Raw genomic sequence first — 12,818 nt, 5'->3', positions numbered from 1 at the left:
CTTACAGCTTCATCAGGCTGGCGTCGTCGACCGAGGCCGAGTGGCGGGAACGGAACAGCGACACGATGATCGCGAGTCCGACCACGACCTCCGCGGCGGCGACGACCATCGTGAAGAAGGCGATGATCTGGCCGTCGAGGTTGCCGTGCATCCGGGAGAAGGTGACGAACGCGAGGTTGCAGGCGTTGAGCATGAGCTCGATGCACATGAAGACGACGATCGCGTTGCGCCTGATCAGCACGCCCGTCGCGCCGATCGTGAACAACAGGGCCGCGAGATAGAGGTAGTTGACGGGATTCACTTCGACGCCTCCTCCGTCCGCTTCAGATGCGGCGGTGTGATCGCGGCCCGCTCCAGGCGCTCCTCGGCGCGCTGCTCCAGGGCCTTGAGGTCGTTGAGCGCCTCGGCGGACACGTCCCGGATCTGACCGCGCTCGCGCAGCGTCCTGCTGACCGTGAGCTCCGAGGGCGTGCCGTCGGGCAGCAGTCCCTGGACGTCCACGGCGTTGTGCCGCGCGTACACGCCCGGCGCCGGCAGCGGCGGCACGTGCTTGCCTTCGCGCACCCGCCGCTCGGACAGCTCGCGCTGGGTCAGGGCACGCTCGGTGCGTTCACGGTGGGTGAGCACCATGGCGCCGACGGCGGCCGTGATGAGCAGGGCTCCGGTGATTTCGAAGGCGAAGACGTACTTGGTGAAGATGAGGGCGGCGAGGCCCTCCACGTTGCCGTGGGCGTTCGCCTCGGTGAGGCCCGTGAACTCCGTCAGGGAGGCGTGGCCGATGCCGGCGATCAGCAGGACGCCGAAGCCGAGGCCGCTGAGCAGGGCCAGCCAGCGCTGCCCCTTGATGGTCTCCTTCAGGGAGTCCGCCGCGGTGACGCCGACCAGCATCACCACGAACAGGAACAGCATCATGATCGCGCCGGTGTAGACGACGATCTGCACGATGCCCAGGAAATAGGCGCCGTTGGCGAGATAGAAGATCGCCAGAATGATCATGGTGCCGGCAAGACAGAGCGCGCTGTGCACGGCCTTCTTCATGAAGACGGTGCACAGGGCGCCGATCACCGCGACGGTGCCGAGCACCCAGAACTGGAAGGCCTCACCGGTGGAGGTGGAGTAGGCGGCGAGCTGCACGCTCATCGGCGGATCACCTCCTCCGAAGCGGGCTCGTCCGCACCGGTGGCGGAGGCGGCTTCCTGCGGGACCTCGCCCTTGGAGACGGCCACCTGGCGTTCCGTGCCGGGTGCCGCCTCCGTCACCAGGCCCCGGTAGTAGTCCTGTTCGTCCGTGCCGGGATAGATGGCGTGGGGGGAGTCCACCATGCCGTCGTCGAGGCCCGCGAGCAGCTGCTCCTTGGTGTAGATCAGGTTGGCGCGGCTGGAGTCGGCGAGCTCGAACTCGTTCGTCATCGTCAACGCGCGCGTGGGGCACGCCTCGATGCACAGGCCGCACAGGATGCACCGGGCGTAGTTGATCTGGTAGACGCGCCCGTACCGCTCGCCCGGCGAGTAGCGCTCCTCGTCGGTGTTGTCGGCGCCCTCCACATAGATGGCGTCGGCGGGACAGGCCCAGGCGCACAGCTCACAGCCGACGCACTTCTCCAGGCCGTCCGGATGGCGGTTGAGCTGGTGCCGTCCGTGGAACCGGGGAGCTGTGGTCTTCTCCTGCTCCGGGTACTGCTCGGTGAGCCGCTTCTTGAACATGGCCTTGAAGGTCACGCCGAAGCCGGCCACCGGGTTCTGGAATCCGGGCGTCGTCTGCCCGGCCTCCTTGGGCTCCTCAGCCATCGGACGCCTCCTTTCCATCCAGAGATCCGTCACTCACAGTGTCCACCCCGCCACTGACAATGAGCTCCCGCTCCCGCTCCCGGCGCGGACTGCGCCTGGGCACCGGCGGGAGCTCCTGTCCCGGCAGCGGCGGGACGGGGAACCCGCCCGCCATGGGGTCAAAGCCGACCGGCTCGGCCGGTTCCTGCGTGCTCTTCCCGCCGTTGCGGAACATGTCCACGACGAAGGAGAGCAACAGCAGGACCAGGACCCCGCCGCCGACGTAGAGGAAGATGTCGGCGAAGTCGTAGTTCTCGTTGCGCAGCGTCCGCACGGTCGCGACGAGCATCAGCCACGTCACCGAGACGGGGATCAGGACCTTCCAGCCCAGCTTCATCAACTGGTCGTAGCGGACGCGGGGAAGCGTGCCGCGCAGCCAGATGAAGAAGAACAACAGCAGCTGCACCTTGACGACGAACCAGAGCATCGGCCACCAGCCGTGGTTCGCCCCCTCCCAGAAGGCGCTGATCGGCCAGGGAGCCCGCCAGCCGCCGAGGAAGAGCGTGGTCGACACGGCGGAGACCGTCACCATGTTCACGTACTCGGCGAGCATGAACATCGCGAACTTGATCGACGAGTACTCGGTGTTGAAGCCGCCGACCAGGTCGCCCTCGGACTCCGGCATGTCGAACGGGGCGCGGTTGGTCTCGCCGACCATCGTGACGATGTACAGGATGAAGGAGACCGGCAGCAGGAGGATGTACCAGCGGTCGTGCTGCTGCTCCACGATCGTCGACGTCGACATCGACCCCGAGTAGAGGAACACCGAGGCGAACGCGGCGCCCATGGCGATCTCGTAGGAGATCATCTGCGCACACGAGCGCAGGCCGCCCAGCAGCGGGTACGTGGAGCCGGAGCTCCAGCCCGCCAGGACGATGCCGTAGATGCCGACCGAGGCGACCGCGAGGATGTAGAGCATCGCGATCGGCAGGTCGGTGAGCTGCATCGTGGTGCGCTGACCGAAGATCGAGATCTCGTTGCCGGCCGGGCCGAAGGGGATCACCGCGATCGCCATGAACGCCGGGATGGCCGCCACGATCGGCGCGAGGACGTACACCACCTTGTCCGCGCGTTTGACGATCAGGTCCTCCTTCAGCATCAGCTTGATGCCGTCGGCGAGCGACTGCAGCATGCCCCAGGGGCCGTGCCGGTTGGGGCCGATGCGCAACTGCATCCAGGCGACGACCTTGCGCTCCCACACGATGGAGAACAGCACGGTCAGCATCAGGAAGGCGAAGCAGAACACCGCCTTGACGACGACCAGCCACCAGGGGTCGCGGCCGAACATCGAGAGGTCTTCAGCGGCGAAGTACGGGCTCATGCCTCCACCTCCTTGGGGGCGTCGGCGCCGAGCGTCGCCGGGCCGATGCGGACGAGGGAACCGGGCGTGGCCCCGGCATCGGATGCGACGCCCCTGCCGGTGGAGTTCAGCGGCAGCCAGACGACCCGGTCGGGCATCTCGGTGATCTGCAGCGGCAGTTCGACCGCCCCGGCGGGGCCGGTGACGGCGAGCAGGTCACCGTCCTTGACGCCTGCCTCGGCGGCCGTGGCGGCAGACACACGCGCGCGTGCGGCGTGCCGGGTCCCGGCGAGCGCCTCGTCGCCCCGCTGCAGAACGCCCTGGTCGAGCAGCAGACGGTGCCCGGCGAGCACCGCCTCCCCGGCAGCGGGTCGCGGCAGCTGAGCGGCCGTCTCCGCGGGAGCGGCGGCCCGCGGGCCGTCCCAGGCTCCGAGCCGGTCGAGCTCCGCGCGCGCGGTGCGCAGGTCCGGCAGTCCGAGATGGACGTCCATGGCGTCCGCGAGCATCTGCAGCACGCGCGCGTCGGACGGCGCCCCGCGGCGGGTCATCTGGTCGGGCTTCAGCGCCGCCTCGAAGAAGCGCACCCTGCCCTCCCAGTTGAGGAACGCGCCGGCCTTCTCGGCGACCGCGGCCACGGGCAGGACGACGTCGGCGTGCTCGGTGACCTCGCCGGGCCGCAGCTCCAGCGACACCACGAAGCCGGCCTCAGCCAGCGCGGCACGCGCGCGTGCCGGGTCGGGCAGGTCCGCGACCTCGACGCCCGCGACGAGCAGCGCCTGCAGTTCGCCGGACACCGCCGCCTCGACGATCTGTCCGGTGTCACGGCCGTAGCGGTGCGGGAGTTCGGCCAGGCCCCAGGCCGCGGCGACCTCGACCCGCGCGCGGGGGTCGGTGGCCGGGCGGCCGCCCGGCAGCAGCGAGGGCAGTGCGCCCGCCTCGATCGCGCCCCGCTCGCCCGCCCGGCGCGGAATCCACACCAGCCGGGCGCCGGTCTCCGCGGCGGCCCGCACCGCGGCGGTGAGAGCACCGGGCACCCCGGCGAGCCGCTCTCCGACGACGATCACCGCGCCCGGGGTCCGCAGCGCCTCGGCGGCCGTGCCGCCCGCGTCCTGCAGGCCGGCACCGCTCGCGAGCGCGTCCAGCCACTCCGTCTCGGTGCCCGGAGCGGCCGGCAGCAGCGTGCCGCCCGCCTTGTCGAGGCCGCGGGTGGCGTGGGTGGCCAGCGAGAACACCCGCTGCCCGTGCTTGCGCCAGGCCTTGCGCAACCGCAGGAAGACGCCGGGCGCCTCCTCCTCCGACTCGAACCCGGCCAGCAGGACCGCGGGCGCCTTCTCCAGGAGGGCGTACGTGACGCCCCCGCCGTCGAGGTCACGGCCGCGGCCGGCGACGTGGGCGGCCAGGAAGTCGGCCTCCTCACTGCTGTGCACCCGCGCGCGGAAGTCGATGTCGTTGGTGTCGAGCGCCACGCGCGCGAACTTGCTGTACGCGTAGGCGTCCTCGATGGTGAGCCGGCCGCCGGTCAGGACGCCGGTCCTGCCACGCGAGGCGAGCAGCCCCTGGGCCGCGATCTGCAACGCCTCCGGCCAGGAAGCCGGCACGAGGTCTCCCTCGGCGTTGCGCACCAGGGGCGTCTCCAGCCGGTCCCGCTGTTGCGCGTACCGGAAGGCGAACCGCCCCTTGTCGCAGATCCACTCCTCGTTGACCTCGGGGTCGTTGGCGGCCAGGCGCCGCATGACCTTGCCGCGCCGGTGGTCGGTGCGTGTGGCGCAGCCGCCGGAGCAGTGCTCGCAGACCGACGGCGAGGAGACCAGGTCGAAGGGCCGGGAGCGGAACCGGTAGGCCGCCGAGGTCAGCGCGCCGACGGGGCAGATCTGGATGGTGTTGCCGGAGAAGTACGACTCGAAGGGGTCGCCCTCGCCGGTGCCGACCTGCTGGAGCGCGCCCCGCTCGATCAGCTCGATCATCGGGTCGCCCGCCACCTGGTTGGAGAACCGGGTGCAGCGGGCGCACAGCACGCACCGCTCGCGGTCGAGCAGCACCTGCGTCGAGATCGGGACGGGCTTCTCGTATGTGCGCTTGCGGCCCTCGAACCGGGACTCGGCCTGGCCGTGCGACATGGCCTGGTTCTGCAGGGGGCACTCGCCGCCCTTGTCGCAGACCGGACAGTCCAGCGGGTGGTTGATGAGGAGCAGCTCCATCACGCCGTGCTGCGCCTTCTCGGCGGCGGGCGAGGTGAGGTGGGTCTTCACCACCATGCCGTCCGTGCAGGTGATGGTGCAGGACGCCATGGGCTTGCGCTGGCCCTCGACCTCGACGATGCACTGCCGGCAGGCGCCGGCCGGATCGAGGAGGGGATGGTCGCAGAAGCGGGGGATCTCGATGCCGAGCTGCTCGGCGGCCCGGATGACCAGGGTGCCCTTGGGCACGCTGATCTCGGCGCCGTCGATGCTCAGCGTGACGAGGTCTTCCGGTGGGACCGCCGCTTCGCCGCCTCCGGAGGGAGCGCTGGTGGTCACCGTCATGCGTTCACCTCCGTGTGCTTGTCCGCCCAGGCCGTCGACTTGGCCGGGTCGAAGGGGCAGCCCCGGCCCGTGATGTGCTCTTCGTACTCCTCGCGGAAGTACTTCAGCGAGGAGAAGATCGGCGAGGCGGCGCCGTCGCCGAGGGCGCAGAAGGACTTGCCGTTGATGTTGTCGGCGATGTCGTTGAGCTTGTCGAGGTCGGAGATGACCCCCTTGCCGGCCTCGATGTCCCTCAGCAACTGCACGAGCCAGTAGGTGCCTTCGCGGCACGGGGTGCACTTGCCGCAGGACTCGTGGGCGTAGAACTCGGTCCAGCGGGTCACGGCTCGCACGACGCACGTGGTCTCGTCGAAGCACTGCAGAGCTTTCGTGCCGAGCATGGAACCCGCGGCGCCCACTCCTTCGTAGTCAAGAGGGACGTCGAGGTGCTCGTCGGTGAACATCGGCGTCGAGGAGCCGCCCGGCGTCCAGAACTTGAGCCGGTGCCCGGGTCGCATTCCGCCGCTCATCTCCAGGAGCTGCCGCAGCGTGATGCCGAGCGGGGCCTCGTACTGGCCGGGGCTGGAGACATGGCCGCTGAGGGAGTAGAGCGTGAAGCCCGGGGACTTCTCGCTTCCCATCGACCTGAACCATTCCTTGCCTTTTTGCAGGATCGCGGGAACTGACGCGATCGACTCGACGTTATTCACCACAGTCGGGCACGCATAGAGGCCCGCCACCGCAGGAAAGGGGGGACGGAGCCGCGGTTGACCACGGCGGCCTTCGAGCGAATCGAGCAGTGCGGTCTCCTCACCGCAGATGTACGCGCCGGCGCCGGCGTGCACGGTGAGTTGGAGGTCGAGTCCGCTGCCCAGGATGTTCTCGCCGAGGTAGCCCGCCGCGTGGGCCTCGCGCACGGCCTCGTGCAACCGCCGCAGAACAGGGACGACTTCACCGCGAAGATAGATGAAGGCATGAGACGACCTGATGGCATAACACGCGATCACAATGCCCTCGATGAGGCTGTGCGGGTTCGCGAAGAGGAGCGGGATGTCCTTGCAGGTCCCGGGCTCCGATTCGTCGGCGTTGACAACTAGATAGTGCGGCTTTCCATCCCCCTGGGGAATGAACTGCCATTTCATTCCGGTGGGGAATCCCGCGCCGCCCCGCCCTCGCAGACCGGAGTCCTTGACGTACGCGATCAGGTCGTCCGGTGACATGGCGAGCGCCTTGCGCAGGCCCTCGTACCCTTCGTGCCTCCGGTAGACGTCGAGGCTCCAGGACTTGTCCTCGTCCCAGAAGGCCGACAGCACGGGTGCGAGCAGCTTCTCGGGGCTGCTGCCTTTCAGCTCGGGTGCCAAGGTCATCACTCCCCCTCCTCGGCGGTAGGCCCTGCCGGGTGGGCGGGGTCGGAGGCCGACGTGTCCTGCGGCGCGTCATGCGAACTCAGGTGCTCGCCGGGCGACGGGTCGTGCGGCGTCGCGTCGCTCGGCGTCCTGCCCTGCGGCTCCTCGTGCGGGCCGCCGTCGCGCGGATGGACCACGCGCGCGGGTGCGGTCTCTCCCCTTGCCAGGCGAAGACCCACCAGCGACGCCGGTCCCGCTCCGCCGCTCGCCTCGACGGCCCCCTCCCGCTCGTCGGGGAAGCCCGCCAGGATCCGAGCGGTCTCCTTGAAGGTGCACAGCGGCGCACCTCGCGTGGGTGAGACGGTGCGTCCGATCCGCAGGTCGTCGACCAGGCGCTTCGCGCTCTGCACGGTCTGGTTGTCGAAGAACTCCCAGTTGACCATCACGACCGGCGCGAAGTCGCAGGCCGCGTTGCACTCGATGTGCTCCAGAGTGATCTTTCCGTCGTCGGTGGTCTCACCGTTGCCGACACCCAGGTACTCCTGGAGCCCCTCGAAGATCGCGTCGCCGCCCATCACCGCGCACAGCGTGTTGGTGCACACGCCCACCTGGTAGTCGCCGCTGGGGCGGCGGCGGTACATGGTGTAGAAGGTGGCGACCGCCGTGACCTCGGCCGTCGTCAGGTCGAGCACGTCCGCGCAGAACCGCATCCCGGTGCGCGTGACGTGTCCCTCCTCCGACTGCACGAGGTGCAGCAACGGCAGGAGCGCGGACCGGGAGTCGGGGTAGCGGGCGATGATCTCGCGCGCGTCCGCCTCCAGCCGGGCTCGGACGTCGTCCGGGTAGGCGGGCGCGGGCAGCTCGGGCATGCCCAGGCTGACGCCCCGCTCGGAAGAAGAGGTGGTCACCGGTCGACGCCTCCCATCACGGGGTCGATGGACGCGACGGCGACGATGACGTCGGCGACCTGGCCGCCTTCGCACATCGCCGCCATGGCCTGCAGGTTGGTGAAGGACGGGTCCCGGAAGTGGACCCGGTAGGGGCGGGTGCCTCCGTCGGAGACGGCGTGCACCCCGAGTTCGCCCTTGGGCGACTCGACCGCCGCGTACGCCTGGCCCGGCGGCACGCGGAAGCCCTCGGTGACCAGCTTGAAGTGGTGGATCAGGGCCTCCATGGAGGTGCCCATGATCTTCTTGATGTGGTCGAGGGAGTTGCCGAGACCGTCGGGGCCCAGTGCGAGCTGGGCGGGCCAGGCGATCTTCCGGTCGGCGACCATGACCGGACCGGGCTGCAGCCGGTCCAGGCACTGCTCCACGATCCGCAGCGACTGCCGCATCTCCTCCAGGCGGATGAGGAAGCGGCCGTAGGAGTCGCAGGAGTCCGCGGTCGGGACGTCGAAGTCGTACGTCTCGTAGTCGCAGTAGGGCTGTGTCTTGCGCAGGTCGTGGGGCAGGCCGGTGGAGCGCAGGATCGGGCCGGTGGCGCCGAGCGCCATGCAGCCGGCCAGGTCGAGATAGCCGACGTCCTGCATACGGGCCTTGAAGATGGGGTTCCCGGTGGCGAGCTTGTCGTACTCGGGGAGGTTCTTCTTCATCTTCTTCACGAACTCGCGGATCTGGTCCACCGCGCCGGGCGGCAGGTCCTGGGCGAGTCCGCCGGGGCGGATGTACGCGTGGTTCATCCGCAGGCCCGTGATGAGCTCGTAGATGTCGAGAATCATTTCACGATCACGGAATCCGTAGATCATGATCGTGGTGGCGCCGAGCTCCATACCGCCGGTGGCGATGCACACCAGGTGGGAGGACAGCCGGTTCAGCTCCATCAGGAGCACCCGGATGATCTTGGCTCGCTCCGTGATCTGGTCCTCTACGCCCAGGAGCTTCTCGACGGCGAGACAGTAGGCGGTCTCGTTGAAGAAGGACGTCAGGTAATCCATGCGCGTCACGAACGTGGTGCCCTGGGTCCACGTGCGGTACTCGAGGTTCTTCTCGATGCCGGTGTGGAGATAGCCGATGCCGCAGCGGGCCTCGGTGACCGTCTCGCCCTCGATCTCCAGGATGAGGCGCAGGACGCCATGGGTGGAGGGGTGCTGGGGGCCCATGTTGACGACGATGCGCTCGTCGTCGGCGCGGGCCGCGGACTGCACGACCTCGTCCCAGTCCCCACCGGTGACCGTGTATACCGTGCCCTCGGTGGTCTCACGGGCGGATGCTGACTGCGTGCTCATGAGTACGACCTCCGCTGGTCCGGAGCCGGGATCTGGGCGCCCTTGTACTCGACGGGGATGCCGCCGAGGGGGTAGTCCTTGCGCTGCGGATGGCCCGGCCAGTCGTCGGGCATCATGATCCGCGTCAGGGCCGGGTGACCGTCGAAGACGATTCCGAAGAAGTCGTAGGTCTCGCGCTCGTGCCAGTCGTTCGTGGGATACACGGAGACCAGAGACGGGATGCGCGGCTCGGCGTCCGGGGCGCTGACCTCCAGCCGGATCAGCCGGTTGTGGGTGATCGAGCGCAGGTGGTAGACGGCGTGCAGCTCGCGCCCCTTGTCGTTGGGGTAGTGGACGCCGGAGACGCCGGTGCACAGTTCGAAGCGCAGGGCCGGGTCGTCGCGCAGCGTGCGGGCGACACGCAGCAGGTGCTCGCGCTCGATGTGGAAGGTGAGCTCGCCGCGGTCGACGACCGTCTTCTCGATCGCGTTCTCGGGGAGCAGGCCCTGCTCCTCCAGCGCGCCCTCGAGTTCGTCGGCGACCTCGTCGAACCAGCCGCCGTAGGGGCGGTTCGCGGCGCCCGGAAGCCGGATCGAGCGGACCAGGCCGCCGTAGCCGGAGGTGTCGCCGCCGTTGTCCGCGCCGAACATTCCGCGCTGGACGCGGACCTCCTCCCCGCCCTGGCCGCGCTGGCCGGGGAGATTGGAGGCGGAGAGGTCCTTCTCGGGGTTCACCCCGTTCGAGGAGCCGTTCGCGCCGTGGGTGCCGTTCGCGTCGCTCACTGCAGCAGCCCCTTCATCTCGATCATGGGCAGGGCCTTGAGCGCCGCTTCCTCCGCCTCGCGGGCCGCCTCCTCGGCGTTCACGCCCAGCTTGGTGTTCTGGATCTTCTGGTGGAGCTTGAGGATCGCGTCCATCAGCATCTCGGGGCGCGGCGGGCAGCCCGGGAGATAGATGTCGACGGGAACGATGTGATCGACGCCCTGGACGATCGCGTAGTTGTTGAACATGCCGCCGGAGGAGGCGCACACGCCCATGGAGATGACCCACTTGGGGTTCGGCATCTGGTCGTAGACCTGCCGCAGCACCGGCGCCATCTTCTGGCTCACCCGGCCGGCGACGATCATCAGGTCCGCCTGGCGGGGCGAACCGCGGAAGACCTCCATGCCGAAGCGGGCCAGGTCGTAGCGGCCCGCGCCGGTGGTCATCATTTCGATGGCGCAGCAGGCGAGGCCGAAGGTGGCGGGAAAGACGGACGCCTTGCGCACCCAGCCCGCGGCCTGCTCGACGGTGGTCAGCAGGAAGCCGCTCGGCAGTTTTTCTTCGAGTCCCATGACTTAAAGGCCCCTCAGTCCCATTCCAGGCCGCCGCGCCGCCATACGTACGCGTACGCCACGAAGACGGTGAGCACGAAGAGCAGCATCTCCACGAGCCCGAAGACACCCAGGGCGTCGAAGGTGACTGCCCAGGGGTAGAGGAAGACGATCTCGATGTCGAAGACGATGAAGAGCATCGCCGTCAGGTAGTACTTGATCGGGAAGCGCCCGCCGCCGGCCGGCGTGGGGGTCGGCTCGATTCCGCACTCATAGGCCTCGAGCTTGGCGCGGTTGTAGCGCTTCGGCCCGATCAGCGTGGCCATGACCACGGAGAAGATCGCAAAGCCTGCTCCGAGGGCTCCCAGTACGAGGATGGGCGCATAAGCGTTCACCGCTCCTCGCTCCTCTCAGTCGGCACTGACTGCTGGCGATGGCGTCGGACTGGAGGCCGCCCCACCGACGTCGCCCACTCCGTCCGTCCTGACGAAGATCGCGAACATGTGAAGCAGGTCACAAGCCCAACTGCCTCGCATCCTATGCCCGCCGCTCTGTGATCTGCGACACGGGGTATTACACAAGCTTTGTGATCTCCACCACCTGACGAAGGATCATGAAGTCGTATCAGCGGTGATCTTCATACGCGAAGCGTCAGAGTGATCACAAGAAGTGACATTTTCGCTCGTCATCGCAGGCAGCGGGGTGCGTCTCTATATCAAGAGGGTTCCCTTGCATGCAAATTGGAGCTGGACGCGGCGGCCTGATAGTGGCCCGCGTTCACACATCAGAGGGAGTTCCGACTCGCGGTGTGGACGCGTGCACACGTTCACGAGCGGAACGAATCGCACCGCATGCGCGAGACGCCACCGCTCCGGTAACCGTTCCGTGACCTCCGCCACACTCGTGAGGGCCGCTTAAGAAGCGGGCTTGGCCAACGGTCGTGACCGGTGGTAGGCGTCGGGCAATCCGGACGTAACGTCGAAAGCCCATGATCACAGGCATGATCACCTGCGTCCGCAATGTCCGTTACGGCGTCAATAAAGAACGGGGGAACAGGAATTTGAGGCACCCGTTGAACAACTGTGGCGCAGCACACGTTTCTTGAAGGTATGGAGGAGCCCCTGATACCGGTTGTACCCATGTCCCACACCGCTCACATACGCAGCCACCGGAAACCCCGCCGCAGCGCGTCGACGATCGCGATGCGGGCCGGAGTCGCCAGTGGTGTCCTCGGCACGCTGGCCGTCGCCGCAGCAGCAGGCACGGCCAACGCCGCCGAGCCGGTGACGCAGACGCTCGAACTGCCTGTGCTCACCGGCGACCTGGCCGCCCAGGTCGCACAGTCCGCCCAGGCCACGCAGCAGGCCGCGGCGAACTACCAGCTGCACGCCGAGCGCGACGCGGCCGCCGCGGCAGCCGCCAAGGAGGCCAACAAGGACCTCGCGCACGCCAAGGCCGAGGCCAAGAAGAAGGCGGAGGCCGCCCGCAGGGCCGCCGCCGAACGCGCCACGCGCTCCGCCGACCGGACCACGCTGTCCGCCTCGGCGAGCAGCAACAGCTTCACCAGCACGAGCAGCTCCCACGCGACCGGTTCGGCCGCGGCCGTCATCGCCTTCGTGAAGGCACAGATCGGCGACGCCTACGTCTCCGGCGGCACCGGCCCCAACTCGTGGGACTGCTCGGGGCTGGTGCAGACCGCCTTCAAGCAGGTCGGCATCGACCTGCCGCGCGTCTCGCAGGACCAGTCGACCGCCGGCACCCAGGTCTCCCTGGACAACCTGCAGCCGGGCGACATCCTGTATTGGGGCGGCGCGGGCAGCGCGTACCACGTGGCGGTGTACGTCGGCGACGGCATGTTCGTCGGCGCGCAGAACCCCTCCACCGGTGTGGCGGAGAAGCCGCTGTCCTACGACCCGCCGTCCGGTGCGGTGCGGGTGCTCTGACACCCCCTCGGCGCGCAGCTGAGCGCGCCGCACGCACGCAAGGGCCGCAGCCGCTCGGGGGCAGCGGCCCTTCGGGCTCCCCCGGTGCGGCCCGACACGGCCCTCAGCGGGCCCCTGGGCGAGCCGGAACGAGCCCACGCGACCCCCGGGGCGGCTGGGCGCGCCCGGGCGGCTCTGAGCCGGGCGGGAGCCCTGAGGCGGGCGGGAGGCCTGAGCCGGACGAGAGGCCCGAGTCGGACGAGGCCCGAGTCGGACGAGGCCCGAGTCGGACGAGGCCCGAGTCGGAGGAGGCGCGCAGTCGCGCGCACGAGCTCCGGCGCGCCAATTCGGCGTCTTTACGGGCACATTCACCCCCCAGCGCCGTATCGCGTGAGTGTCCGACAT

The 12,818-nt window shown here is 68.9% G+C and carries 12 protein-coding genes; 1 reads left to right on the top strand and 11 read right to left on the bottom strand.

The genetic code is table 11. The features are described 5' to 3' along the window. Position 1: 1 nt before the first annotated feature. The 11 genes from nuoK to Sri02f_RS36860 are packed head-to-tail and all read right to left on the bottom strand — an operon-like array spanning position 2 to position 10,886. Positions 2–301: an NADH-quinone oxidoreductase subunit NuoK gene (gene nuoK / locus Sri02f_RS36910; RefSeq protein ID WP_020130147.1), complete on the bottom strand. Its 300-nt coding sequence runs from the start codon at positions 299–301 to the stop codon at positions 2–4. Further along, positions 298–1,140: an NADH-quinone oxidoreductase subunit J gene (locus tag Sri02f_RS36905; protein WP_109005673.1), complete on the bottom strand. Its 843-nt coding sequence runs from the start codon at positions 1,138–1,140 to the stop codon at positions 298–300. The genes nuoK and Sri02f_RS36905 overlap by 4 nt, the downstream gene beginning before the upstream one ends. Beyond that, complete coding sequence (gene nuoI / locus Sri02f_RS36900) at positions 1,137–1,787, bottom strand: NADH-quinone oxidoreductase subunit NuoI (RefSeq protein ID WP_109005672.1); 651 nt, start codon at positions 1,785–1,787, stop codon at positions 1,137–1,139. Before nuoI ends, Sri02f_RS36905 begins: the two co-directional genes overlap by 4 nt. Next, complete coding sequence (gene nuoH / locus Sri02f_RS36895; RefSeq protein WP_109005671.1) at positions 1,780–3,147, bottom strand: NADH-quinone oxidoreductase subunit NuoH; 1,368 nt, start codon at positions 3,145–3,147, stop codon at positions 1,780–1,782. The genes nuoI and nuoH overlap by 8 nt, the downstream gene beginning before the upstream one ends. Continuing rightward, complete coding sequence (locus Sri02f_RS36890) at positions 3,144–5,648, bottom strand: NADH-quinone oxidoreductase subunit G (RefSeq protein WP_109005670.1); 2,505 nt, start codon at positions 5,646–5,648, stop codon at positions 3,144–3,146. The genes nuoH and Sri02f_RS36890 overlap by 4 nt, the downstream gene beginning before the upstream one ends. Next, positions 5,645–6,997, bottom strand: coding sequence for an NADH-quinone oxidoreductase subunit NuoF (gene nuoF, locus Sri02f_RS36885; protein ID WP_174855784.1), 1,353 nt, complete (start codon positions 6,995–6,997; stop codon positions 5,645–5,647). The genes Sri02f_RS36890 and nuoF overlap by 4 nt, the downstream gene beginning before the upstream one ends. Further along, the gene (gene nuoE, locus Sri02f_RS36880; RefSeq protein ID WP_109005668.1) at positions 6,994–7,881 is read right to left on the bottom strand and encodes an NADH-quinone oxidoreductase subunit NuoE; all 888 of its coding nucleotides are present in this window, start codon (positions 7,879–7,881) and stop codon (positions 6,994–6,996) included. The genes nuoF and nuoE overlap by 4 nt, the downstream gene beginning before the upstream one ends. Further along, a complete protein-coding gene (locus tag Sri02f_RS36875) occupies positions 7,878–9,200 on the bottom strand; it encodes an NADH-quinone oxidoreductase subunit D (RefSeq protein ID WP_109005667.1) in 1,323 nt (440 codons plus the stop codon). The genes nuoE and Sri02f_RS36875 overlap by 4 nt, the downstream gene beginning before the upstream one ends. After that, positions 9,197–9,961: an NADH-quinone oxidoreductase subunit C gene (locus Sri02f_RS36870; protein ID WP_109005666.1), complete on the bottom strand. Its 765-nt coding sequence runs from the start codon at positions 9,959–9,961 to the stop codon at positions 9,197–9,199. Before Sri02f_RS36870 ends, Sri02f_RS36875 begins: the two co-directional genes overlap by 4 nt. Next, a complete protein-coding gene (locus Sri02f_RS36865; protein WP_109005665.1) occupies positions 9,958–10,512 on the bottom strand; it encodes a NuoB/complex I 20 kDa subunit family protein in 555 nt (184 codons plus the stop codon). The genes Sri02f_RS36870 and Sri02f_RS36865 overlap by 4 nt, the downstream gene beginning before the upstream one ends. A gap of 14 nt (positions 10,513–10,526) precedes the next feature. Then, positions 10,527–10,886 carry an NADH-quinone oxidoreductase subunit A gene (locus Sri02f_RS36860; RefSeq protein ID WP_007383963.1) on the bottom strand — a complete coding sequence of 120 codons (360 nt, stop codon included), beginning with the start codon at positions 10,884–10,886 and terminating at the stop codon, positions 10,527–10,529. Between the two features lie 744 nt (positions 10,887–11,630). Here Sri02f_RS36860 and Sri02f_RS36855 point away from each other — a divergent pair. Further along, positions 11,631–12,434 carry a C40 family peptidase gene (locus Sri02f_RS36855; RefSeq protein WP_109005664.1) on the top strand — a complete coding sequence of 268 codons (804 nt, stop codon included), beginning with the start codon at positions 11,631–11,633 and terminating at the stop codon, positions 12,432–12,434. The last annotated feature ends 384 nt before the right edge of the window (positions 12,435–12,818 follow it).

This window comes from Streptomyces rishiriensis (assembly GCF_003112535.1).
GTDB lineage: Bacteria > Actinomycetota > Actinomycetes > Streptomycetales > Streptomycetaceae > Streptomyces > Streptomyces rishiriensis.
Note: the sequence above shows the minus strand (reverse complement) of the source record. Positions and strands in the feature narration are given on the sequence as shown.

Excerpts from the sequence above, each read along its gene's own strand:
- Sri02f_RS36875 (WP_109005667.1), bottom strand. The coding sequence starts at position 9,200 with ATGAGCACGCAGTCAGCATCCGCCCGTGAGACCACCGAGGGCACGGTA.
- nuoH (WP_109005671.1), bottom strand. The coding sequence starts at position 3,147 with ATGAGCCCGTACTTCGCCGCTGAAGACCTCTCGATGTTCGGCCGCGAC.
- nuoI (WP_109005672.1), bottom strand. The coding sequence starts at position 1,787 with ATGGCTGAGGAGCCCAAGGAGGCCGGGCAGACGACGCCCGGATTCCAG.
- Sri02f_RS36865 (WP_109005665.1), bottom strand. The coding sequence starts at position 10,512 with ATGGGACTCGAAGAAAAACTGCCGAGCGGCTTCCTGCTGACCACCGTC.
- Sri02f_RS36905 (WP_109005673.1), bottom strand. The coding sequence starts at position 1,140 with ATGAGCGTGCAGCTCGCCGCCTACTCCACCTCCACCGGTGAGGCCTTC.
- Sri02f_RS36855 (WP_109005664.1), top strand. The coding sequence starts at position 11,631 with ATGTCCCACACCGCTCACATACGCAGCCACCGGAAACCCCGCCGCAGC.
- Sri02f_RS36890 (WP_109005670.1), bottom strand. The coding sequence starts at position 5,648 with ATGACGGTGACCACCAGCGCTCCCTCCGGAGGCGGCGAAGCGGCGGTC.